This window comes from Paraburkholderia fungorum, from assembly GCF_046027605.1.
Lineage (GTDB): Bacteria > Pseudomonadota > Gammaproteobacteria > Burkholderiales > Burkholderiaceae > Paraburkholderia > Paraburkholderia fungorum_F.
In genome coordinates this window covers 12,382-34,447 of the sequence record NZ_JAQQEF010000037.1, presented here as the reverse complement: position 1 = coordinate 34,447, position 22,066 = coordinate 12,382, and the positions used below count along the sequence as shown (strand labels likewise).

General features: G+C 62.2%; 21 protein-coding genes. 14 read left to right on the top strand and 7 right to left on the bottom strand.

Going from position 1 to position 22,066, the window contains the following annotated elements; translation table 11 throughout:
- Window positions 1–42: 42 nt before the first annotated feature.
- Window positions 43–939, bottom strand: a complete 897-nt coding sequence (locus tag PQR53_RS35440; RefSeq protein ID WP_408464780.1) for a LysR family transcriptional regulator — start codon at window positions 937–939, stop codon at window positions 43–45.
- Window positions 940–1,072: 133 nt separating this feature from the next.
- Here PQR53_RS35440 and PQR53_RS35435 point away from each other — a divergent pair, with 133 nt between their 5' ends.
- A complete protein-coding gene (locus tag PQR53_RS35435) occupies window positions 1,073–1,732 on the top strand; it encodes an NADPH-dependent F420 reductase (RefSeq protein WP_408464726.1) in 660 nt (219 codons plus the stop codon).
- Window positions 1,733–1,789: 57 nt separating this feature from the next.
- On the opposite strand, the gene PQR53_RS35430 is transcribed toward PQR53_RS35435, so the two are convergent.
- Window positions 1,790–2,656: a sulfotransferase family protein gene (locus PQR53_RS35430; RefSeq protein ID WP_408464724.1), complete on the bottom strand. Its 867-nt coding sequence runs from the start codon at window positions 2,654–2,656 to the stop codon at window positions 1,790–1,792.
- 50 nt (window positions 2,657–2,706) lie between these two features.
- Between PQR53_RS35430 and PQR53_RS35425 the strand changes: the two genes are divergently transcribed.
- From PQR53_RS35425 to PQR53_RS35400, 6 genes are all read left to right on the top strand, one after another.
- The gene (locus PQR53_RS35425; protein ID WP_408464722.1) at window positions 2,707–3,519 is read left to right on the top strand and encodes a septal ring lytic transglycosylase RlpA family protein; all 813 of its coding nucleotides are present in this window, start codon (window positions 2,707–2,709) and stop codon (window positions 3,517–3,519) included.
- Between the two features lie 105 nt (window positions 3,520–3,624).
- The gene (gene ehuR / locus PQR53_RS35420; protein ID WP_408464720.1) at window positions 3,625–5,022 is read left to right on the top strand and encodes a MocR-like ectoine utilization transcription factor EhuR; all 1,398 of its coding nucleotides are present in this window, start codon (window positions 3,625–3,627) and stop codon (window positions 5,020–5,022) included.
- Window positions 5,023–5,127: 105 nt separating this feature from the next.
- Window positions 5,128–6,165: a N(2)-acetyl-L-2,4-diaminobutanoate deacetylase DoeB gene (doeB, locus tag PQR53_RS35415; protein ID WP_408464718.1), complete on the top strand. Its 1,038-nt coding sequence runs from the start codon at window positions 5,128–5,130 to the stop codon at window positions 6,163–6,165.
- 5 nt (window positions 6,166–6,170) lie between these two features.
- Window positions 6,171–6,662 carry an Lrp/AsnC family transcriptional regulator gene (locus PQR53_RS35410; RefSeq protein WP_408464716.1) on the top strand — a complete coding sequence of 164 codons (492 nt, stop codon included), beginning with the start codon at window positions 6,171–6,173 and terminating at the stop codon, window positions 6,660–6,662.
- A 156-nt stretch (window positions 6,663–6,818) separates the two neighbouring features.
- The gene (locus PQR53_RS35405; protein WP_408464714.1) at window positions 6,819–8,354 is read left to right on the top strand and encodes an NAD-dependent succinate-semialdehyde dehydrogenase; all 1,536 of its coding nucleotides are present in this window, start codon (window positions 6,819–6,821) and stop codon (window positions 8,352–8,354) included.
- Window positions 8,355–8,394: 40 nt separating this feature from the next.
- On the top strand, window positions 8,395–9,792 hold the full coding sequence (locus PQR53_RS35400) for an aspartate aminotransferase family protein (RefSeq protein ID WP_408464712.1): 1,398 nt from the start codon (window positions 8,395–8,397) through the stop codon (window positions 9,790–9,792).
- Window positions 9,793–9,918: 126 nt separating this feature from the next.
- On the opposite strand, the gene PQR53_RS35395 is transcribed toward PQR53_RS35400, so the two are convergent.
- Entirely contained in the window at window positions 9,919–10,995 is a 1,077-nt protein-coding gene (locus PQR53_RS35395; protein ID WP_408464710.1) for an alcohol dehydrogenase family protein, read from the bottom strand.
- A gap of 61 nt (window positions 10,996–11,056) precedes the next feature.
- Window positions 11,057–12,277 carry an ectoine hydrolase DoeA gene (doeA, locus tag PQR53_RS35390; protein ID WP_408464708.1) on the bottom strand — a complete coding sequence of 407 codons (1,221 nt, stop codon included), beginning with the start codon at window positions 12,275–12,277 and terminating at the stop codon, window positions 11,057–11,059.
- A 399-nt stretch (window positions 12,278–12,676) separates the two neighbouring features.
- Between doeA and ehuA the strand changes: the two genes are divergently transcribed.
- The 7 genes from ehuA to PQR53_RS35355 all read left to right on the top strand — a co-directional run bounded on the left by ehuA (window position 12,677) and on the right by PQR53_RS35355 (window position 19,413).
- The gene (gene ehuA, locus PQR53_RS35385; protein WP_408464706.1) at window positions 12,677–13,579 is read left to right on the top strand and encodes an ectoine/hydroxyectoine ABC transporter ATP-binding protein EhuA; all 903 of its coding nucleotides are present in this window, start codon (window positions 12,677–12,679) and stop codon (window positions 13,577–13,579) included.
- Window positions 13,580–13,635: 56 nt separating this feature from the next.
- Window positions 13,636–14,478, top strand: coding sequence for an ectoine/hydroxyectoine ABC transporter substrate-binding protein EhuB (gene ehuB, locus PQR53_RS35380; protein ID WP_408464704.1), 843 nt, complete (start codon window positions 13,636–13,638; stop codon window positions 14,476–14,478).
- Window positions 14,479–14,551: 73 nt separating this feature from the next.
- On the top strand, window positions 14,552–15,211 hold the full coding sequence (gene ehuC, locus PQR53_RS35375) for an ectoine/hydroxyectoine ABC transporter permease subunit EhuC (RefSeq protein ID WP_408464702.1): 660 nt from the start codon (window positions 14,552–14,554) through the stop codon (window positions 15,209–15,211).
- A gap of 4 nt (window positions 15,212–15,215) precedes the next feature.
- Window positions 15,216–15,875: an ectoine/hydroxyectoine ABC transporter permease subunit EhuD gene (ehuD, locus tag PQR53_RS35370; protein WP_408464700.1), complete on the top strand. Its 660-nt coding sequence runs from the start codon at window positions 15,216–15,218 to the stop codon at window positions 15,873–15,875.
- A 3-nt stretch (window positions 15,876–15,878) separates the two neighbouring features.
- Window positions 15,879–16,658, top strand: coding sequence for an ectoine utilization protein EutA (eutA, locus tag PQR53_RS35365; RefSeq protein ID WP_408464698.1), 780 nt, complete (start codon window positions 15,879–15,881; stop codon window positions 16,656–16,658).
- A gap of 698 nt (window positions 16,659–17,356) precedes the next feature.
- Window positions 17,357–18,763, top strand: a complete 1,407-nt coding sequence (locus PQR53_RS35360; RefSeq protein WP_408464696.1) for a selenium-binding protein SBP56-related protein — start codon at window positions 17,357–17,359, stop codon at window positions 18,761–18,763.
- Window positions 18,760–19,413: a hypothetical protein gene (locus tag PQR53_RS35355; protein WP_408464694.1), complete on the top strand. Its 654-nt coding sequence runs from the start codon at window positions 18,760–18,762 to the stop codon at window positions 19,411–19,413. Before PQR53_RS35360 ends, PQR53_RS35355 begins: the two co-directional genes overlap by 4 nt.
- A 146-nt stretch (window positions 19,414–19,559) precedes the next feature.
- Here the strand turns inward: PQR53_RS35355 and PQR53_RS35350 are convergent, their stop codons facing one another.
- From PQR53_RS35350 to PQR53_RS35340, 3 genes are all read right to left on the bottom strand, one after another.
- On the bottom strand, window positions 19,560–20,330 hold the full coding sequence (locus PQR53_RS35350) for an SDR family oxidoreductase (protein ID WP_408464692.1): 771 nt from the start codon (window positions 20,328–20,330) through the stop codon (window positions 19,560–19,562).
- Between the two features lie 74 nt (window positions 20,331–20,404).
- A complete protein-coding gene (locus tag PQR53_RS35345; RefSeq protein ID WP_408464690.1) occupies window positions 20,405–21,259 on the bottom strand; it encodes an alpha/beta fold hydrolase in 855 nt (284 codons plus the stop codon).
- A gap of 84 nt (window positions 21,260–21,343) precedes the next feature.
- Window positions 21,344–22,039 (bottom strand): alpha/beta fold hydrolase, encoded by a 696-nt coding sequence (locus PQR53_RS35340; RefSeq protein WP_408464688.1) that lies wholly within the window; start codon window positions 22,037–22,039, stop codon window positions 21,344–21,346.
- Window positions 22,040–22,066: the final 27 nt, after the last annotated feature.

The window sequence follows — 22,066 nt, the reverse complement described above, 5'->3', positions numbered from 1 at the left end:
GGGTCGCGAAGGGCGCCTGCCGGCTATGGGCGGCGGCTCCTTTCATGCGACGTGCGGCCCGAATTCAGCCACCACCTGGTCGATAAACGCGCGCAGTTTCGGCGTGGCGCGGCTCGCCGGAAACACCAGATGCATGGGCCGCGCGGGCGCTTCGTAGCCGTTCAGGAGGCGCACCAGCCGGCCAGCGGCGAGTTCGTCCTTCACCGCCACTTCGGGCGCAAGCATCACGCCGCCGTCAGTGAGCGTAGCGGCCAGCAGCGCCTTCACGTCGTTGGCCTGGAAGCGGCCTGAGACCGGCACCACGTGTTCGCCTTGCGCATCGGCGAAACGCCATTCGGTCGCGACCGGCAGGCTCGTAAAGACGAAGCCTAGACACTCGTGCTCCGTCAACGCTTGCGGCGTCAGCGGCTCGCCGCGTTCGGCGAGGTAGCCAGGCGACGCACAGGCGATCAGCCGGTACGGCATCAAGGGCCTTGCGATCAGCGAGGAATCCGACAACGCGCCGAGACGGATCGCGGCTTCGTATCCTTCGTCGATCAGATCGACGAAACGGTCCGTCAGCGCCAACTCGACCCGCACTTCGCGATGGGCCTTCAGATACCGCGCGACCATCGGCGCGAGACAGCAGGCGCCGAAAGTCACCGGCGCGGTGATGCGCAGGCGCCCGCGCGGCGCGGCCGACAGCTCCTGCGCGACCGATTCGGCCGCTTCGGTATCCGCCAGCAACGCCTTGCAGCGCTCGTAGAAAATCTGCCCGATCTCGGTGAGGCTTTGGCGACGCGTGGTGCGGTTTAGCAAACGCGCGCCGACGCGCTCTTCCAGCGTGCTCACATGCTTGCCGGCCATCTGTGACGAGATGCCGAACGCGAGTGCGGCCGCGGCGAACGAGCCGCTGTCGGCCGTTTTCACGAACACGGCCATGCTGGTCAAACGATCCATCATTCCCCACCCATAGTTTCGACAGTCGTCGAATTATGCCCATTTATCCGGGCTCAGTTTTGAATCATAGTGTTTCTCACCGATGGGCGTGCGCTCAACGGAGCGATCCTTAAATAGACGTGGAGTGTGAAACATGAAAATAGGCATTCTCGGCGCCGGCTTTATCGGCCGCGCGATGGCGACGCTCGCGAAGCATAGTGGTCACGAAGTCATGATCAGCAACTCTCGCGATCCGCGGACCTTGACCAGCACGGCCGCGGCTATCGGTTGTGCGCTCGGCACGGCGGAACAGGCGGCCAGCTTCGGCGACGTGGTGGTGATTGCCGTGCCGTTCAGCAATATTGATGCGCTGCCGGTTGCGGCGCTCGACGGCAAGACCGTGATCGATACGTGCAATCACTATCCCGAACGCGACGGCCGGATCGAAGCGCTGGAGAGTCACACGACGACCACCAGTCAGATACTGGCCGCCGCGTTGCCGGGCGCGAAGGTGGTCAAGGCCTTCAACGCGATTCTGGCGAGGGATCTGGAAACGGACGGCAAGGTCGCCGGTACGCCGAAGCGCCGGGCGCTGCCGTTCGCCGGCGACGATGAGCAGGCCAAACGCGTCGTGAGCGGGCTTCTCGATCAGTTCGGTTTCGATCCGGTCGATGCCGGCGCGCTCAAAGACAGTTGGCGTTTCGAGCGTGCGAAACCGGTCTACTGCATTCCAATGGATCGTGCGGGCATTGCCTCGGGATTGGCGGCGGCGCAGCGGGACGTCGAGTTACCGCATGGCTCGTGGCGGCGTTGAAAGCCGGCTTTTGCAACCGGCTTTTGCAACCGGCGTTGGCAACCGGCGTTGGCAACTTTAAGCAGCCGCGTAGCCCAGCTGTGCCGCCGCCGTGCCCGCCAGATCGAGCAGTGTGTCGTCGCCCGTCGATTCACCCGGTACGACATAAAGATCGGCGATATCGGTAACAGGATCGCTGAACGGTGTCGGGGCACGGCGTTGCGACATCAGAAAGTCGCTGATCGGAGACGCATCCGCCAGACTGAGGAATCGCCCGATGCTTGCCGCCGTCGCGTCCGGGTCCTCGATCACCGTGCGATACGAGACAGTCAGCGCCAGGTCTGCCGGGATCTCTTCGAAGAAATCGATGATCTCGCCCACGTACTGCTCCCACACGCGGATCCCTTCTTCGACCGACCCGATCCAGTGCTTATGCACCAGCGAATTGGCCACATGGCGAGGATCACGATGGATGTGAATGAAGCGTGCTTGCGGCAGCAACTCGTGGATCAAGCGCAAACAGGATCCGGAAAGCGGCAGGCGCTCGATCGAACCTGTGCGGCCGGATAGCACGGTCGGGTCGGCATAGGACGGATGCTTGTCGCCCCAAATGGGCGCCTTTATCTCAAGCTCTTCACGATAAAAACGTTCGACCCACGCGCCTAACGTGCGCCGGCTGAAACGGCCAAAGCGGTCGCGGCAAGCCGGACTCAGCAAGTCAGGGCGATGGCTGCCGGCATCGACGGTATCTTTGAGCAGCGCGAAGACCCGACACTCATTGGTCAGTTGAATGAGCGGGTGGGCGTTCAGGACCGAGCGGAGAAAGGTCGTTCCAGACCTGGGCGAACCGACGATGAAAAGCGGGAATGATTCCATTTGCCCTCCTGATGATTCCGCCAGTTCCGAGGATACGCAACGGAGATGGCGCGAACCTGACGCCGCCATGACCTTGTGGCCAGGGGCATGCACCGGCAGTCAATGGACAGGAATGCAGATTGCGTCTCGACATCGTGCATACACCCGTCATTCAGAGGTCGGTTTCGCTGAATCAGGTGCCCGCTGCTTTTGACAGACTAAAAGGAGGGGCCATGGAAAATGTTCTTCATACCACGGAGAATCGGCGACCCGGCCGTCTTCCCGAAGTGGAATGCGTGCGCCTGAAAGCGCAACCGGCGCAGGTTTTGAGGGCGCTGCTGTTTCTGGTCCTGTCGTGCGGTTTGGGCACGGCAATTCCGGCGCCAAAGCCGGCAAGCACCACTGAGGATGTCGCGCCGGCCAAGACAGCAACTCACGATACCGCGCCGGCGAATCCCAAGGCGGCAGCTCGCGATGCAGCGCAAGCGAGCCCCAGGGCGGCAACTCACGATGCCGCGCAAGCGAGCCCCACGGCACCTCACCATACTGCTCTTGACCGTTCGGGCAAGGCACGCAAGGGCAGGGCCTCTTATTACGGCCGAAACTTCTACACGAAAAAGATGGCCGACGGGACGCCGATGGATCCGCAGTCCAATATCGCCGCGAGCAAGACGCTACCGATCGGCACCAAGGCCCGGGTCACGAATCTGCAAAACGGCGCCAGCGAGGTGGTCGAAATCAGGGATCGCGGCCCCTACATCAAGAATCGGATAGTCGACGTGACGCCCAAGACCGCCGACAAGCTCGGTTTGAAAGAAGACGGTACCGCCCCCGTCGTCGTCAAGCCAATCGAAGTGCCGCAGGCCGACGGCAGCGTGAAGGCGGGTGCGGGCGCAGCGGACACCGCTGGCGGCAAGTCGTCGGTCGACGCGCAGGTTGGTCACTCGCCATAATATTTTTGTTTGCTAATGCTCTAGGACAATAATCTTCATGCACTGTTTGGCCGCACTATTGAAGCGAAGCGTAAATGCGTGACGCGATAACAGCGGAGGGCAGCGGTGATCGAGCAGTGGCGGGAAGCCGTGCGCGTGGTGCACGGTGTGGAATCGAAATATAAACGGCTCGTCAAGGCGATCACGAGCGATATCGAAAACGCCTCCTTGCAGGCGGGCGCGCGCCTGCCGCCGCAGCGTGACGTCGCCGCCGAACTGGCGATCAGTGTGCAGACGGTGACCAACGCCTATAAGGAACTGGAGCGGCAAGGGCTGATCCGCTGCGAGGTGGGCCGCGGCAGCTTCGTGGCGGCGCGCGTCACCGAAACCATGTCGAGTTATATGCTCGACACAGCCGAGCGCTCGGTGGTCGATTTTTCGATCGCGCGAATCATCCATACGCCCGAGCACGACGCCATGTGGCGCAAGGTGTGCGCGACCCTCTCGACGCTCGACGACCAGCCCTGGATTCGCGCGTTCCGGCCCATCGCGGGCTTCGAGCATCACCGGCAGGCAGGGATCGCGTGGCTTGCGTCGTTGGGCATGCCGGCTTCGGCGGATACGCTGCTGGTCACGAATGGCGCGGCACACGGCATCTTTCTGGCGCTGGCTTCGCTAGTCGGGCCTGGCGACACCGTGCTATGCGAAAGCCTCACGGATCATGGCGTGATAGGGTCGGCGAATGTACTGGGCTTTACGCTGAAGGGTCTCGAGATCGACGAGTACGGCATACATCCCGAACACTTCGAAGAGATGTGCGATAGCGAGCGCATCACGGCGCTGGTCTGTACGCCCACCCTGAACAATCCCACGGTTGCGCTGATGCCCGACTCGCGGCGTCGCGCGATTGCGAAAATCGCCGAACGCTATGGCGTTTACGTGATCGAGGACGATGTTTATGGACCCTTGCCGGCCAAGGCCGGCACACCGATTTCGAGTTTGATCCCTGATTTGTCGTTCTATTGCACGAGCCTGACAAAGTCGGTCATGGCCGGTTTGCGTATCGGCTATCTCGCCACCCCGCGGCGGCTTGCGCTACGCGCGGAAAGCGTGCTGCGCGTGAGCAGCTGGATGGCGACGCCGCCGATCGCCGAGGTGGCGACGCGCTGGATCGTCGACGGGACGGCCGCACGACTCGTGGAAATACAGCGTGAACTTCTTGGGCGGCGTCAGGCGCAATTGCAGCAAACGCTCGGCAGCTATGTGCTCGGCGCGCATCCCCAGGCGCTGTCCGCGTGGTTGCGCGTGCCTGACCATTGGCGCTCAGACCGTTTGGTAAGGGAGTTGCGCAACCGTGATATCGCCGTGACTTCGCCGGATCCATTTCTGGTCCGCGATGCGGACCGGCCAAATGCGGTGCGCGTCTGCGTCGGCGCGGAGGTGGGCGAAGAGACTTATAAAGCCGCGCTGGAAACGATGCGCGATGTGTTCGAGCAGTATCCCCAGGTGCACGATTTCAACTGACCTCGGGCGAATTTTGCGCTGTGTGCATGAAATGAACTAGGACAATGGAAATCGTTTTTTAGAACATTAGACTGGGTGCAAGCTGTTCGTGAGGGAGTCGTACATATGCGGGCATCACCCATTCAGCCGACGGTCGATTTCAACGCCGACGGCGAACAACATGGCTTTCTGAAGCTGCCACATTCACACGACATGTCCGCGTGGGGCGCGGAGATGATTCCGGTCACGGTGGTCCGCAACGGCGAGGGACCGACGGCGCTCCTCACGGGCGGCAATCATGGCGACGAATACGAAGGCCCGATCGCGTTGTCGAAGCTCGCTGCAACCCTGAAAGCCAAAGACGTGAAAGGGCGCGTGATCATCGTGCCGTTCATGAACTTTCCCGCGTTCCGCGCGGGCAGCCGCACCTCGCCGATCGATCGCGGCAATCTGAATCGCAGCTTCCCGGGCAAGCCGGATGGCACGATCACCGAGAAGATCGCCGATTATTTTCAGCGCTATCTGCTGCCGCTCGCCGATTACGTGCTCGATCTGCACGCCGGCGGCCGCACGCTCGACTTCGTGCCGTTCGCCGCGATTCACCTGCTGCCGGATGCCGGTCAGCAGGCCCGCTGTGAAGCGGCGATGCAGGCATTCGGCGCTCCGTATTCGATGCGCATGCTCGAACTAGATAGCGTCGGCCTGTACGACACCGCGGTGGAAGAAGCGGGCAAGGTGTTCGTCTCGACCGAACTAGGCGGCGGCGGTACGGCGACGGTACAAAGCGTGGCGGTGGCGGAGCGTGGCGTACGGGGTTTCCTGCAGCATGCGGACATCCTCCGGCAAGACGAAGCCGCGCGGCAAACGCGCAATGACACGCCGCGCACCACCACGCTGCTCGACATGCCAGACGGCACCTGCTTCACGACGAGCGAACACGACGGTCTGCTGGAATTGTGCAAGGACCTCGGCGAGACGGTTGAAAGCGGCGACGTGATCGCGCGGATTCATGACGCCTCGCGCACCGGTGTCGCGCCGCTCGAATATCGCGCGCGCCGTGCTGGGCTGCTGGCGGCCCGGCATTTTCCGGGCCTCGTGCGGATCGGCGATACGGTGGCCGTGGTGGCCGATGTCGTCGAGCGCGGCATACCGGTCATGCCCTGAGCACGATGAAACTCGACCGCTACGATCTGGCGATTTTGCGCATCCTCGCGAACGACGGACGCATCACCAAGTCGCGTCTCGCCGAGGAGATCAATCTGTCGATCTCGCCCGCGTGGGAGCGCGTCAAACGCCTGGAAGAGGGCGGTGTGATTCGCGGTTATCGCGCCGATATCGACTGGGTGCGCGCGTTCAAGGGCAGCCGCGTGGTGGTCGAGGTTACGTTGGCGCGCCACACCGCGCACGACATGCGGCGCTTCGAGGAACGCATTGCCGCCGCGGCCGAGGTCGTGCAATGTCACGCGACGGGCGGCGGCGTCGACTACGTGATGCACGTGATGTCGCGCGACATCGACCACTATCAGCGGTTTATCGATTCGCTGCTGACCGACGAACTGGGGATAGAAAAATACTTTACCTACGTCGTCACGAAGGTAGTGAAGAGCAATACGGAAGGTCTGCCGGACTGGGCTGAACAAGCGGTCGGCGACAGCGCTTGAGACACACGGCGCGAGTGCACGGCAACTCCGCCGGAAAATCGCCATACGCCGCGGCGAATTCCAGAAAAAACACCGGCTTTGCGACACCACAACCAAAAAAACCCGAGCGCCGCCGGACGTACAGTGACAGACAACGATCGCACACAGGAGAGCGTCATGTTGCTGGGTCATCCGGTTCTATTCAAATCGCTGTGCTACGTCGACGGACGCTGGGTACACAGCGCGAGCGCCGCGAGTGTCGCCGTGCAGAATCCGGCGAATCAGGCGGTGCTTGGTCATGTGCCCATGCTCGACGCAGCGCAAATCACCGCAGCCGTCGACGCGGCGCAGCGCGCGTTCTCTACCTGGCGCTGGCTGCCGGTTGCGAAACGCTCGGCACTGCTATTGCGCTGGCATGAGCTGATCCTGCGTCATCAGCATGACCTGGCTGCGATTCTGTCGCTCGAGCAGGGCAAGCCGCTCGCCGAAGCACGCGGCGAAATCGCCTACGGTGCGAGTTTTGTCGAATGGTTTGCGCACGAAGTGCGACGGCTCAACGGCCGCACGATTCCCACGCATATCGACGGCGCCCATCTGGGCACGGTGGTCGAGCCGGTCGGCGTGGCCGCGCTGATCACGCCGTGGAATTTCCCCTGCGCGATGATTACGCGCAAGGCGGCCGCCGCGCTCGCTGCCGGCTGCACCGTGGTGGTCAAACCCGCGCATGAAACACCGTTCTCCGCACTCGCGCTCGCGCAGCTTGCGGAAGAAGCGGGTTTTCCCGCCGGTGTGTTCAATGTCGTGCTCGGCGAACCGCAAATGGTGATGGAAACGTTGGTGCGCGATAAGCGCGTGCGTTCGGTGAGCTTCACGGGGTCGACCCGCGTGGGTGCGCTGGTCATGCAGACGGCGGCCCACGCCGGCATCAAAAAGACGGCACTGGAACTGGGCGGCAACGCGCCTTTCATCGTGACCGAAGACGCCAACCTCGCTCAGGCTGTACGGGTGGCAATTGCGGCGAAGTTTCAGACTTCGGGACAGGACTGCTGCGCGGCGAATCGCATTTTCGTCGCCCGGCCGCTGTACGAAGCGTTTGTTGCCCGCTATAGCGAAGCCGTGAAGGCGCTGAAGGTCGGCGCCGCCTTCGAAGCGGACGTGGACGTCGGTCCACTCATGCATCAGGCGGCGTTCGACACCACGGCGCAGCGCATCGCCGACGCGACAGAGAAGGGCGCGCGCATCACAGCAGGGGGTGGTGCCCATGAGCGCGGCGGCTGGTTCTTCGAGCCGACCGTGGTCGCGGATGCCGCGCCGGGCATGCGCATTTACGAAGAAGAAAACTTCGCACCGATCTCGGCGGTCTCGCCGTTCGACACGCTCGACGAAGTCATCGAACGCGCGAACGACACCGAGTACGGCCTCGTCGCGTATGTCTGCGCGAACGACCTCAACACGGTCTTTCAACTGATCCGCCGTCTCGACTTCGCGATGGTGTCCGTGAACGGCGCGAAATTCACCGGTGCGCCGATTCCATTCGGCGGCATCAAATCATCCGGACTCGGCCGCGAAGGCGGGGCGGAAGGTTTCGAGCCGTTTGTCGAAACCCGCTATTTCTGCCTCGGCCAACTCGGCTTGCCGGTAACCGACAGCCTTCCGGCTCACCGCCTGGCGAACGTAAGCGCAACCGCAACCGCAAGCGCCGCCACGGCTTGAGCCAAACCAGTCAATCATCGATCACACGAAGGAGCTTCCGATGACCCAGCTCGACCAACTCTTCGACGCCGACCGCGCGCACTTCATGCATCCGTCGACGCACGCCCACGACCATGCGAGCGGCGCACTGCCCGGCCGTATCGTGACCGGTGCGAAAGGCATCCGCATCGAAGACCATCAAGGCAAGTCGTATATCGACGCTTTCGCGGGTCTGTATTGCGTGAACATCGGCTATGGCCGCACCGAGGTTGCCGAAGCGATCTATGAGCAGGCGAAAAAGCTCGCGTACTACCACACCTACGTCGGCCACTCGACGGATACGATCATTGAACTGTCGTCGCGCATCATCGACTGGGCGCCGCAGGGTATGAAGAAGGTGTACTACGGCATGTCCGGTTCGGACGCGAACGAAACGCAGATCAAGCTCGTCTGGTATTACAACAACGTGAAAGGCCGGCCGAACAAGAAGAAGATCATCTCGCGCCAGCGCGGCTATCACGGTTCGGGGATCGTCACCGGTAGTCTGACGGGTTTGCCGAGCTTTCATCAGTATTTCGATTTGCCGATCGAGCGCGTCAAACATACGCTGTGTCCGCACTGGTATCGGCATGCGCCTGCCGGCATGAACGAGGCACAATTTGTCGCGTACTGCGTGGAAGAACTGGAAAAGCTGATTGCGCATGAAGGCGCCGATACGATCGCTGCTTTCATCGCCGAACCGGTGATGGGCACGGGCGGTATCCTGCCGCCGCCGGCCGGTTACTGGCCGGCGATCCAGGCCGTGTTGAAGAAGCATGACATCCTGATGATCTGCGACGAAGTGGTGTGCGGGTTCGGGCGCCTCGGTTCGAAGATGGGCGCGCAACACTACGGCATCACACCGGATCTGATCACGGTGGCAAAAGGTTTGACCAGCGCGTATGCGCCGCTATCCGGCGTGATCGTCAGCGAAGGCGTGTGGGACGTGATCGATCAGGCGTCGCAGGAATTCGGCGCGATGGGACATGGCTGGACTTACTCCGGCCACCCGATCTGCGCCGCGGCGGCGCTCGCGAACCTCGATATTCTCGAGCGCGAGAACCTGACGCAGAACGCGGCGCAAACCGGCGCGTATCTGCTCGACCAGTTGCACGCAGCGTTCGATTCTCATCCGCTGGTCGGTGAAGTGCGCGGCGTGGGCATGCTGGCCGCGCTCGAATTCATGGCCGACAAGGAGGGCCGTCAACCGTTCGATGCCGCGCTGAAGGTCGGTCCGCGCGTGTCCGCTGCCGCGTTGCAGCGCGGCTTGATCGCGCGCGCCATGCCGCACGGCGATATTCTCGGCTTCGCCCCGCCGTTGGTCACGTCGCGCAACGACGTCGATGAGATCGTGAAGCTGACACGCGAGGCGGTGGATGAAGTCGCCTCGCAGGTTCTGGCGCCGGCCGCCTCTGCTTAACGAACAAGGAACCGGCGCTCCTGATCAATGATCGATTGTGAGATCAGGAGAAAGCAGCCGGGCCAGCGAATGATCGCTGGTCCGGCTGCGGGTATGCAGGCCTGTTATCCAGGCCTGATTGTCGGCTCAGCTGTAGTGCCGGTCCGGAATGACGACGATGTTCCCCACAAAGCCCTTCGCCATGAATTGCGTTTGCGCTTCATGAAACTTCGATAGAGGATAGGTCGCGGCCAGAACCGGCTTGACCGTGCCGGCCTCGATGTAGTCGAGCACGCGTTTGAAGGCGCCGCGCGTGCCTTGCGAAGACCCATTCAGCTGTAGCTGCTTCAGGTACATCGTGCGCAAATCCAGTTGTACGACTGGACCGGCAATGGCGCCCGCCGTGGTGTAACGGCCTTCCGGGCGCAGCACGTTCAGCAGCTTGCCGAACAGCGCGCCGCCGACCAGATCGGCCACGACGTCAACCGGCCGGCCAGCCGTCATCCGTTCGACATCCGCGGCGAAATGCTCGCTGTCGCGCAGCATCACGCCTTCTGCGCCGAGTTTGAGCACCGCATCTTCCTTGCCCTTGCTGACCACGGCATACGGAATCGCCCCACGCGCGCGGCATAGCTGAACGATGCCGGAGCCGACGCCGCCAGAGGCGCCTGTGATGAGCACCGTTTCCCCACTTTTTACCGCGGCCCGTTCGATCATCTGTTCGCCGGTGTGATACGCACACCAGAACGTCGCCAGTTCAGCATCGGAGTAGCTGGAATCGACACGATGCGCGTTCTCCGCCGGCACCGCGGTGTATTCGGCGTAACCGCCATCGCGGCCGTGGCCGATGTAGTCGATATCGGCGAGGCTGTCGTCGTCGCGGTTATAGATCGATGCATCGACGATCACGCGCTCGCCGATCCGCGCATCGCTGACGCCGCGGCCCACGGCGGCCACGCGGCCGACGATATCCGCACCCTGGATGCGCGGGAACGACAGCGTCGAGCGGCCGCGCCGCCAGGTGGAGACGGCTTGCGGGTCGTCCTCCGTGCCGTACGCGCCTTCGCGGACCCAGACGTCGGTATTGTTCAACCCGCACGCGGTGATGTCGAGCAGCACGTCGCCCGCCCGGCAGGCAGGAACCGGCATGTCGTCGCGATAGACGAGTTTGTCGAGGCCGCCGTGGGCGGTCAGCATGACGGCCTTCATTGTCTTCGGAAGCATGTTTCCCCTTTAACGTGTCCCTGTGCGCGTCGCGGTCGCGGCGGCACAGGGGTGGATGGGCTTACGGTTTGACGACCAGCTTGCGCGGCGTGTTGCAGAAGGTTTCGACGCCGGATTCGGTAATCAGGATGCTTTCGGTGATTTCGAGTCCCCAATCGTCGAGCCATAGGCCCGGCATGAAGTGGAACGTCATGCCCGGTTCGAGGACCGTCTTGTCCCCAGGCCGCAGGCTCATCGTGCGTTCGCCCCAATCCGGCGGATAGCTCGCACCGATCGGATATCCGCAGCGGCTGTTCTTCTCGATGCCGTATTTGTGCAGCATCGCGAAAAACGCGTTGGCGATGTCTTCACACGTATTGCCGGGCTTGGCTGCGGCGAGGCCCGCCTCGATGCCTTCCAGCACCGCGCGCTCACCGTCGATGAAATGCTTCGGCGGTTTGCCGAGATACACCGTGCGCGACTGCGGGCAGTGATAGCGCTTGAAGCAGCCGGCGATTTCGAAGAACGTGCCGGCGTCTTTGGCGAACGGCGTGTCGTCCCATGTCAGATGCGGGGCGGCGGCGTCGGCGCCGGTCGGCAGCAGCGGCACGATGGCCGGATAGTCGCCGCCGTGACCCTCGACGCCGGTAATGCCTGCCGAGTAGATTTCAGCGACCAGGTCATTCTTGCGCATGCCGGGTTCGATCCGCTCCACGATATGCGCGTGCATCTTTTCGACGATGCGCGCAGCCACGCGCATATAGTCGATCTCACGCGGCGATTTGACGGCACGCTGCCAGTTCACAAGGCTGGTCGCGTCCTGCCATTGCGCATTCGGAAGATGAACCACGAGCGACCGATAGGCCGCGGCGCTGAAATAGTAGTTATCCATTTCCACGCCGATCTTCAACGCGCCCCAGCCGCGCGCTTCGATCACCTCGCGGGCAAGATAGTCCATCGGGTGCCGCACGGCGGATTGCACGTAATGATCCGGATACCCGACGATCTGCTCGTGCTCCATGAACACGGTGCGCTTTGCCCCATTCGCGTCCTGGCCACGGCCGAACCAGACCGGTTCGCCATCCAGCGCGAGCAGCACGCACTGATGCACATAGAACGACCAGCCGTCGTAACCGGTAAGCCAACCCATGTTGGTCGGATCGGAGACGATCAGCAATTCGATCCCGGCTGCCTGCATGGCTCGACGCGTTTTGCCGATACGGGCGGCGTATTCGGCGCGTTCAAACGGCAGACGTACGACGGGCGCCGTGGTTCGCGCTGCCTGTTGCGTTGTATCTGACATCTTCCCCTCTCTGTTCGTGACGTCATGGCGGAAAGTGGCGGCCCATGCACGCAATGAGCGACCTTTAGGCATTTATGGCCGCAGTCTAATGCCGCGAAAAGCGCCTTCTAATGTGCTAGTTCAATCTTCGTTGCCGGCCTGAATCTGGACAGTGAAACTCATCGGCATTCGTCAGTTGTTCCGTGCTGTGCTCATAGGTGTTGTCCCTGACTCGCAGAGCGGCTTCCCGCCCGGGTAGCCTTGCCCTCATGGCGCGAGCCGATTTCCGCCGAAAAAAGAATTGTTCTAGGGCAATCAGAACCCGAATATGGCTTTGTATTCTGGTTTGCATAGTTGTTCTCGCAGCACGGCCGCACTGCATTCAACCAAGTCAGGTATGACGAACGGGAACCGAACGATATGAACACCGCGCGAGTCACCGATATGCTGAGCGCTTCAGGCATCGCTCCAGCGACCTTTCCGTCGAACGGCCCGGCAGCGTCTGCCGATACTTCGGTGCCACGCCGGGAGGCGCCGATGACGAAGCCGTTGATCAGCATCGATCGCATCACGAAGCGCTACGGCGCGCTGACCGTGCTCGACGAACTGTCGCTCGATGTCATGCCGGGCGAGAAGCTCGCGCTGATCGGCCCGTCCGGCTCCGGCAAGACGACGATCCTGCGCATTCTGATGACGCTCGAATCGATCGACGGCGGCCACATCGAAGTGGACGGCGAACAGCTGTTTCATATGCCGCACGGCGGCCAGACGGTGCCCGCGAACGAGCGCCACCTGCAGAAGATGCGCGAGAAGATCGGCATGGTCTTCCAGCACTTCAATCTGTTTCCGCACAAGAGCGTGCTCGACAACGTGACGCTCGCGCCGATGCTGACCAAGGGCGAGAGCCGTGAGTCCGCCGAGAAACGCGCGCTGGAACTGCTCGACATGGTCGGCATGGCCGACAAGGCAAAGAGCCGGCCTGCGCAACTCTCCGGCGGCCAGAAGCAACGCGTGGCGATCGCACGCGCATTGGCGCTCGCACCGAAGATCATGCTGTTCGATGAAGTGACTTCAGCGCTCGACCCTGAGCTTGTGGAAGAAGTTCTGAGCGTCATGCAGCGGCTCGCGAAAGAAACCGATATGACGATGCTGCTCGTCACACATGAAATGGGTTTCGCGCACGATTTTGCGGACCGTGTGCTGTTTTTCGACCGCGGCAGGATCGTCGAGGAAGGCAAGCCTGAAGATATCTTCAGTCATCCCGAGCATGAGCGAACCCAGGCGTTCCTGCGCAAGATCATCGCCGCGGGTCACCGGATCTGAGCAACACGCTACCCATCCTTACCGTCGCACACCACCACGCCCAGGAGCCAAAAATCATGAAATTGAAGGGGATTCTTATCACGGGGACGCTGTCGCTGCTGACCTTGACCGGCATTGCATTCGCCGCACAGGACAAACTCGCGCAACTCAGGGAGCAGGGTTTCGCGCGTATCGCAATTGCCAATGAACCACCGTTTACCGCGGTCGGCGCCGACGGCAAGGTGACGGGCGCCGCGCCCGATGTGGCGCGCGCGGTCTTCAAAAAACTGGGCGTCAACGATATCGTCGCGTCGATCTCCGAGTATGGCGCGATGATTCCCGGACTTGCGGTAGGCCGGCATGATGCGATCGCAGCGGGTCTTTTCATGACGCCGCAGCGCTGCGCCGCGGTCGCCTACTCGGAGCCGGTGCTGTGCGCGGTGGAAGCGTTCGCCGTCAAGAAGGGCAACACCAAAACCATCAAGACCTACGAGGAAATCGCCAAAGATCCCAAGGCAATGATCGGCGTTGAAGGCGGCACGACCGAACAGAAACTCGCGACCGCCGCGCATATTCCGACCGACCGCGTCATTATCGTGCCGGACGGCCAGAGTGGTCTGAAGATGCTGCAGGACGGCCGCATCGACGCGTTCGCGCTGCCGCTGTTATCGATCAGCGATCTGCTCTCGAAAGCGAAAGACGCCAACCTCGAATCGATCGCGCCGGTGCAGGGCACGCCCGTGCAATGTGACGGGGTGGCATTCCGCAAGCAGGACACCGCGCTGCGCGATGCTTTCGACGTGGAACTGAAGAAGATGAAGGAGTCCGGCGAGTTCGCGAAGATCGTCGAGCCGTACGGCTTCTCGGCAAAGGCCGCAATGTCGACGACCCGTGACAAGCTGTGCGCGGCAACCAGCTAACTCTGCCCGGCCCGTTTGGCACGCTATGGAGTAGCGCGCCGAACGGCCGTTCCACTGCCTGAGAGGTGCGCTGATGAACGACTGGTCCGGCTATCTGATGCTGATTCTGAAAGGCGCGGAGGCAACCGTCGAACTCACTGTGATGGGGACGGTGCTTGCGCTCGTGATGGCGTTCGCCGCGGGACTCGGACGGTTGTCGCGGTTCTTCGCGGTACGCGCGCTCGCCACGTCGTATATCGAGTTTTTCCGCGGCACGTCGGTGTTCGTCCAGTTGTTCTGGGCGTATTTCGTGTTGCCGATGGTCGGATTCACGCTCACGCCATTGCAGGCCGGGGTACTCGCACTCGGCTTGAACGTCGGCGCGTACGGCGCTGAGGTCGTGCGTGGCGCGATCGTCGCGATCGGCCACGAGCAGCGCAGCGCCTGCATCGCGTTGAATCTGTCCACGTATCAGCGCATGCGTCACGTGATCCTGCCGCAGGCCTTGCCGTTGATGCTGCCGACCTTCGGCAACAACGCAATCGAGTTGCTCAAGGGGACCGCCGTCGTGTCGTTGATCTCGCTCGGCGACATGACATTCCAGGCGCAGGTCGTACGCTCGCAAACCGGCAATACGTTGATACCGTTCGCGACGATTCTCGCGCTGTACTTCGCCATGGCCTGCGCGATTTCGTTCGGCGTGCGCAAGCTCGAACGCCGGATGACATTTGGCCTCGACGGGATGAGGAGATAAACGCATGGAATGGGACTGGAGTTTCGCGCGCGAGATCATGCCGATCCTGCTGCAAGGTCTGAAGATCACCGTGCTCGCAACCTTGCTCGGCGCCGTGGTGGCGGCGGTGGTCGGCATGGTCTTCGCGATCTTGCGGCTTTCGCCGAACCGCGCGGTGTCGCGTACCACCACGGCGGTGGCGAGCTTTATTCGTGGCACACCGTTGCTCGTGCAGCTTTATTTCGTGTTCTATGTGCTGCCCGATATCGGTATTCGAATGCCGGCGCTCGCCGCAGGTGTACTCGCGCTCGGCGTTCATTACGCAACGTATACGGCTGAGGTCTATCGGACCGGCATAGAGAACGTGCCTCGTGGGCAATGGGAAGCCGCCAAGGCGTGCAATCTGAGCCCGGCGCAGATGTGGCAGCACATCATCTTGCCCGAAGCCGTGCCGCCGATGCTGCCCGCGCTCGCGAACTATCTGATTTCAATGTTCAAGGAAACGCCATTGCTTTCGGCGATCACGGTCCTCGAGTTGATGAACGAGGCGAAGATCATCGCGAACACGGACTACCGTTACCTCGAACCGATGACGCTCGTCGGCATGCTGTTTTTATGTATCAGTCTGATCGCGGTGGTGGGCGTCAGGCTGCTCGAAAGGCGCTTTCCCAACCTTGGGCATTGACCGATGCTGAGTTTCATTCATCTGGCAGGCCGGGTGCCGCGCCTCGACGAACGCGCCTTTCACAAGCGTATCGGCCTCGTGATCCTCGCAACCGATCACACCACCGAGCCGGACTTCGCGAGGCTCGTCGCGAATGAGCGTATCGGCGTCTACGTGAACCGCGTGCCGTACGCGAACCCGGTGACGGCGGAGAATCTGCTCGCGATGCGGCCGTCGCTGACCGCGGGCGCCGCGCTGATCCTGCCCGACGAAACGCTCGACGTGGTGATGTATTCATGCACTTCGGCGTCCGTCATGATCGGTGAGGTGGAGATCGAACGGGCGATCCATGCGGCGAAATCCGAGGCAGAGGTCGTCACACCGACCGCAGCGGCCGTCGCTGCGCTCAAAGCGCTCGGCGCGCGCCGCATCAGCGTGCTTACGCCCTATACCGTTGAAACCAGCCGTCCGATGGCCGAGTACTTCACCGCACGAGGTTTCATCATCGACCGCTTCACCTGCATCGGTTTGTCCGATGACCGGGAGATGGCGCGGATCTCGCATGACGATATCGTTGCCTTCGCGCGTGACGCGACGGCCGAAGAATCCGATGCGCTCTTTATCTCCTGCACGGCGGTGCGGGCAGCGGCGGTCATCGCGCGAATCGAGGCCGCGCTGGGCAAGGCGGTCGTGAGCAGCAATCTCGCCACCGCCTGGATGTGTCTGCGTCTTTGCGGCGACAACGCGGTGAAGCCTGAGCGGGGACGGCTGATGACGTTGCCGCTGCCTGAACGTAGCACCTGATAGCGCGATTTCAAATATTCCCGCGGCGATCCTTTGCGGCGCGATGACCTCCGCTCAAGGCGAAAGGCATCGTGCAGACGCCGGTCAATAGCAGACGTACGACTTGCCGGTGCCGGAAAACCCGCACTGCCCTGAGCCAATCTGCTGCAGCATCGTGACGGTGTCGCTGACCAGTCCGTTTAACGACCGGCGTGGCGCACTGTTTGCCGTGGCCGGGCGGACGTTGTGCCAGGGAATTCGCGCAGGCTCGTTGGCCGGCGGCCAACATTCCGCACAAGGTGTGGGTCACTGGGCAACAGATCCCCAGGGCACCGTTTAATCTCATGCGGCGGCCACGTGCGAAGCCGAGTTGAGGCCATGCTCGACGGTCACGGCGAAATTTCGCCCGGATGTCCACCGAAGGTTCGACCAAACAATGCGATCAAAGCAGGGCGTCTGCTATCGTTTCAGATATGACGTTTGATCAGCGAAATGCCTGGCATTCGGACGGCTAACAAAACTTTCGGTTGCTCTCACTTCCGCCGTGGACTACACCTAATATTGAGTGCGTTCAGCCGCGGTTCGCGGCTGTCAGGCCATGCAGCTCACCGACGCACGTCGGCTTGCCACCCTGCGGGCAGCACCCGCTCAGCTGAATAACGAGGTAAACCGGCAGGCGAATGCCTTACGCCCCCGAACCATACAAGGAGAGTCCCGTCATGGGTATGCGCCCAGATCCTACGTTCCACGCCTCACCGAAACTCGCAATGGATGCGCCCGCGGAAGAGTACGCCTACACGGTGCTGCTCAGCCCCGATTTCTCGCAGCCCGACGCGCTCGCCGTCATCGACGTGAAGCCGGGCTCGCCGACCTACAGCCAGGTGGTTCACACGGTGCCGGTGCCGTACAAGGGAGACGAATTTCATCATTTCGGCTGGAATGCCTGCTCGTCCGCGCTATCGCCGCTGACCGGCCATGCCTTCCTCGAACGACGCTATCTGATCATTCCAGGCATGCGTTCTTCACGCATTTACATCGTGGATACGCATCCGCATCCGACTCAGGCGCGGATTCACAAGATCATCGAACCGGAAGAAATCTTCCGCAAGACGGGCTACTCGCGCCCGCATACGGTCCATTGCGGGCCGGAAGGCATCTACGTCAGCACGCTCGGCGGTGCGGGGCAAGACGGCACCGACGGGCCGCCGGGTATTTTCATCATGGATTGCGAAACATTCGAGGTGCTCGGCCGCTGGGAGATCGATCGCGGCTTGCAGGAGAAACACTACGATTTCTGGTGGAACCTGCCGCGCGACTATATGGTGTCCAGCGAGTGGGCATTGCCGCCGCAATTCGAGAACGGGATCGTCCCCGAGGACCTTCTGTCGAACAGGTACGGGCATCGCATCCACTTCTGGGACCTGCGCGGCAGGCGCAACGTGCAGACACTCGACCTCGGCGCGAACCATCAGATGGCGCTCGAAGTGCGGCCCGCGCATGATCCCAGCCGGGAGTACGGCTTTATCGGCGTGGTGGTCGACACGACGAACCTGGAAGGATCGATCTGGACCTGGTGGCGCGAAGGCGGAGAGTTCCATATCGAGAAGACCGCGACCATTCCGCCCGAGCCCGCCGCCACGGAACAGCTTCCTCCGTTGCTGCAGGGATTCGGTGCGGTGCCCCCGCTCGTCACCGATATCGATCTCTCCATCGACGACAAATTCCTCTACGTCGCCTGCTGGGGCACCGGCGAGATGCGCCAGTACGACGTGACGGAGCCCCGCAAGCCGAAGCTCACAGGATCGGTCCACATCGGCGGGATAGCACGGCGCACGCCCCATCCGAACGGAAAAGTTTTCGCGGGCGGTCCGCAGATGGTCGAGATCAGCCGCGACGGCAAGCGTGTCTATTGGACCAACTCGCTCTATTCGACCTGGGACAACCAGTTCTACCCGGACGGCGTGCCTGCCGCACAGGTCATGGCGCGGGCTGAACCCGGCGGCGGCCTCACGCTGGCGGACGATTATTGGGTGGACTTCCCGGACGGATACCGGGCCCACCAGATCCGGCTCGAAGGCGGCGACTGCTCGACCGATTCGTTCTGTTATCCGTCGGTGGGCGTTTGATCGGGAGCGGCTGGTCGCAGACCAGCCTTTGGTTAGCCGTCCTCGCCAGTGGCCTCTTTCACGGCATCAATCCGGCGATGGGATGGCCGCTCGCGGTGTCGAACGGACTGATGCAAAGACGCGCGCGGGCGCTGCTCGCCGCGCTCGTCTACCTCGCGGCGGGCCACATACTGGCGATGTTCGCGGTGATGATGCCGTTCGCCGTGCTGGCTATGCTGCTCGCCTGGCAGCGTCAGATCCAGGTCGGCGCCGGCGTTCTCGTGGTTGGCTTCGGCGTGTTCCTGCTGATCCGCCGGCGCCATCCGCGTGTGCTCGCGCGGATCCCGCCGTCGCGGCTCGCGCTCTGGTCTTTCGCGGTGGCCATCGCGCACGGTGCCGGACTGATGCTCGTGCCGATCTACCTCGGACTGTGCCGGTCCTATGATCTCGACCGCGGGCACCAGGCCGCGCAAACGCTGATCGGCGCCAATCTGGGCATGGCGCTACTCGTGTCCGGCGTTCACGCTACCGCCATGGTGCTGGTCGGCGGACTGCTGGCCTGGTTGGTCTACCGCTACCTGGGGCTGAAGTTCGTGTCACGGAGCTGGTTCAACCTGGATGCAATCTGGGCATCGAGCCTCATCCTGGTTGGCCTGCTCTCCCTGGTGTGACGCGTGATGCGAAAGTTTCGCCGACGTGGCAATTGAAGGATGTTCGGCTGCGTATCAATCCATCAATCTATCAATCCATCAATCTATCAATCGCCCCGTAACGTTCTCACCGCCTCGCGATCGTCGCGCTTCAGAGCGACTTGATTTCAGATCGACTTAACCTCGCCGCCATCCATCCTCAACGTCGAGCCCGTCATCCAGTGAGCCCCAGGCGATACGATGAATGCCATCAGTTCGGCAATCTCCTCGGGCGTGCCGTACCGGGCAATTCCGGCTTCAAGAGGAAACCGCGCTGTCGCTTCTTCGACCGTCATGTTGTGCAGCGGCGCCCAATGTTCCAGATAGGATTGCCGCCGACCCGTCATCACCGGGCCAGGCAGCACGCTGTTGACCTGTACGCCGTCGGCGATTCCGCGGTCCGAGAAGGCTTTCGCCAGGGCCACGATCGCCGCGTTGATGGTGCCCACGGCCGCGTACGGTGCCTTGGGAAACAGCGCCGAGTTGCCCGACATCAGCACCACCGACCCCGACGCTTTCTTCAGCGACGGCCACGCCGCGATCGTCAACCGCCGCGCGCCGTGCAGCTTCAGCGCGAAGCCGCGCTCCCATTGATCGTCGGTCATGTCGAACACGTCGATTTGCGGCACCGCCCCGGCGATGTTGAGCAACGCGTCGATCTGCCCGAACGCCGCCAGCGTCTGGTCGACGACGCTTTGCGCGGCCGCCGGATCGGACAGATCGAGGTCGATTGCAAGCGCCTGGGCACCCGCCTTCCTGACGGCGTCGGCGGTCTGATCGAGGTTCTCGCGATTGCGCGCAACGAGCACGATCGACGCAAAGTCGCGCGCCAACCTGATGGCGGTGGAGCGGCCGATATCCTGGCTCGCACCCGTAACGATGGCTACCTTGCTGGACATTTTCTCTCTCCTTGACTCGTAAATGAGCCGCTTGAATATCGATTGAGTGAACAACAACCTTCCGGCATTCCGGGTCAGCGAATCAGAAATCCGGAAATGGCCGCGGCGATCTCTGCCGCATGCGTTTCCAGTGCGAAGTGCCCCGTATCGAGAAAACGCACCTCGGCGTTCGGGATGTCGCGCTTGAATGCCTCAGCGCCGGGCGGCAGGAAAAACGGATCGTTCTTGCCCCACACGGCAAGGAAAGGCGGCTGGTGGGTGCGGAAATACTGCTGGAATGCGGGATACAACGCGACGTTGTTCCGGTAGTCGCGAAACAGATCGAGCTGGACTTCGTCCGCGCCTGGGCGGCTCAGATAGAACTCGTCGAGCGAGTAGCCGTCGGGGGAGACGGAAGCCGCGTCCTGAACGCCATGGGTGTACTGCCACACCGTCGTTTCGTGCGTCAGCATCGCGCGAAGTGCGTCGCGATTGGCTTGAGACGGATCCTGCCAATAAGCGCGAATCGGATTCCAGCCTTCGCTCAAACCTTCTTCGTATGCGTTGCCATTCTGCGAGATGATCGCGGCAATCCGCTCGGGGTGGCTGAGGGCAAGCCGGAAGCCCGTCGGCGCGCCGTAGTCGAATACGTACATCGCGAAGCGATCGAAACCGATCTGCTCGGTGAAGCGTTCGATGACGTTGGCGATGTTGTCGAACGTGTAGGCAAACGTATCGCGACCCGGCATGTCCGACTGACCAAAGCCGGGCAGATCGGGCGCGACGATATGGAACTGTTGGGCAAGCAACGGGATCAGGTCGCGAAACATGTGACTCGAGCTGGGAAAGCCGTGCAGGAGCAGCAGCTTCGGCGCCTTCGCACGACCCGCTTCGCGATAGAACACCTTGAGGCCGTCTACATCAGCGTGACGATAGGCGATAGAGGACATGGTTTAACTCCTGATTGGGTGAATGGCGTACTGCTGAAAATGGCCGGTGCTCAACGTAGGCCGGCATGACAGTTACAGATATTCCTAACGAGCCGAGACCGCCTCGATCGCTTCGACAATCACGCTGGTGACGGCGTCGGGGGCGGTGACCATCGGTGTGTGATCGACCTCGTGTGACTGCACGTGCGCCTTCATGCGCCGTGCCATGAAGTGCTGCGTGTCGGGATTGATCATGCGGTCCTGCCCGGCGGTCAGGAACCAGCTCGGCCGGTCCTTCCAGAGTGGACGTCCTACCGCCTCGCCAATGCACGAAACCGAAATCGGCCGTTGAATCGCGCTGAGCACCGTCAGCTCCTGCGCGCTGGCGTGCTGCGCGAATGCTGCCGCGAATGCCTCGTCCGGCAGCCAGATCAGGCCGTGCCGATCCGGTGCGAGTGTGGGCGCCAGCGGATGCGCTTCGCCGCGGTAGAACACATCGCCGACGGTTTCGCCTTCGTCAGGCGCAAGCGCGGCGACGTAGACCAGCGCCTTGACGTGGGCGGCGCGCGTCTCGCCGATCACGGCGCCGGCGTAGGCGTGCCCTGCAAGCACAACTGGGCCTTCGATGCGTTCCAGTGTTCTATCGAGCGCGGCCACGTCATCCTGCAGAGAACTGAGCGGCAACGGCGCCGCAACTGCGTGAATGCCGTGTGCATTCAGGCGTTCGATCACCTTGCTCCAGCTTGAACCATCCGCCCACGCGCCGTGCGCAAGCACCGCGCTGACATTACCAATCGACATTTCTCGCTCCTTTGAAGGAAGTAGGTG

What these genes read in the sequence shown, in the direction of transcription:
- PQR53_RS35440 (WP_408464780.1), bottom strand. Translation starts at nt 939, where the DNA reads ATGGATCGTTTGACCAGCATGGCCGTGTTCGTGAAAACGGCCGACAGC.
- PQR53_RS35435 (WP_408464726.1), top strand. Translation starts at nt 1,073, where the DNA reads ATGAAAATAGGCATTCTCGGCGCCGGCTTTATCGGCCGCGCGATGGCG.
- PQR53_RS35430 (WP_408464724.1), bottom strand. Translation starts at nt 2,656, where the DNA reads ATGGCGGCGTCAGGTTCGCGCCATCTCCGTTGCGTATCCTCGGAACTG.
- doeB (WP_408464718.1), top strand. Translation starts at nt 5,128, where the DNA reads ATGCGGGCATCACCCATTCAGCCGACGGTCGATTTCAACGCCGACGGC.
- PQR53_RS35410 (WP_408464716.1), top strand. Translation starts at nt 6,171, where the DNA reads ATGAAACTCGACCGCTACGATCTGGCGATTTTGCGCATCCTCGCGAAC.
- PQR53_RS35405 (WP_408464714.1), top strand. Translation starts at nt 6,819, where the DNA reads ATGTTGCTGGGTCATCCGGTTCTATTCAAATCGCTGTGCTACGTCGAC.
- PQR53_RS35400 (WP_408464712.1), top strand. Translation starts at nt 8,395, where the DNA reads ATGACCCAGCTCGACCAACTCTTCGACGCCGACCGCGCGCACTTCATG.
- PQR53_RS35395 (WP_408464710.1), bottom strand. Translation starts at nt 10,995, where the DNA reads ATGCTTCCGAAGACAATGAAGGCCGTCATGCTGACCGCCCACGGCGGC.
- doeA (WP_408464708.1), bottom strand. Translation starts at nt 12,277, where the DNA reads ATGTCAGATACAACGCAACAGGCAGCGCGAACCACGGCGCCCGTCGTA.
- ehuA (WP_408464706.1), top strand. Translation starts at nt 12,677, where the DNA reads ATGAACACCGCGCGAGTCACCGATATGCTGAGCGCTTCAGGCATCGCT.
- ehuB (WP_408464704.1), top strand. Translation starts at nt 13,636, where the DNA reads ATGAAATTGAAGGGGATTCTTATCACGGGGACGCTGTCGCTGCTGACC.
- ehuC (WP_408464702.1), top strand. Translation starts at nt 14,552, where the DNA reads ATGAACGACTGGTCCGGCTATCTGATGCTGATTCTGAAAGGCGCGGAG.
- ehuD (WP_408464700.1), top strand. Translation starts at nt 15,216, where the DNA reads ATGGAATGGGACTGGAGTTTCGCGCGCGAGATCATGCCGATCCTGCTG.
- eutA (WP_408464698.1), top strand. Translation starts at nt 15,879, where the DNA reads ATGCTGAGTTTCATTCATCTGGCAGGCCGGGTGCCGCGCCTCGACGAA.
- PQR53_RS35360 (WP_408464696.1), top strand. Translation starts at nt 17,357, where the DNA reads ATGGGTATGCGCCCAGATCCTACGTTCCACGCCTCACCGAAACTCGCA.
- PQR53_RS35350 (WP_408464692.1), bottom strand. Translation starts at nt 20,330, where the DNA reads ATGTCCAGCAAGGTAGCCATCGTTACGGGTGCGAGCCAGGATATCGGC.
- PQR53_RS35345 (WP_408464690.1), bottom strand. Translation starts at nt 21,259, where the DNA reads ATGTCCTCTATCGCCTATCGTCACGCTGATGTAGACGGCCTCAAGGTG.
- PQR53_RS35340 (WP_408464688.1), bottom strand. Translation starts at nt 22,039, where the DNA reads ATGTCGATTGGTAATGTCAGCGCGGTGCTTGCGCACGGCGCGTGGGCG.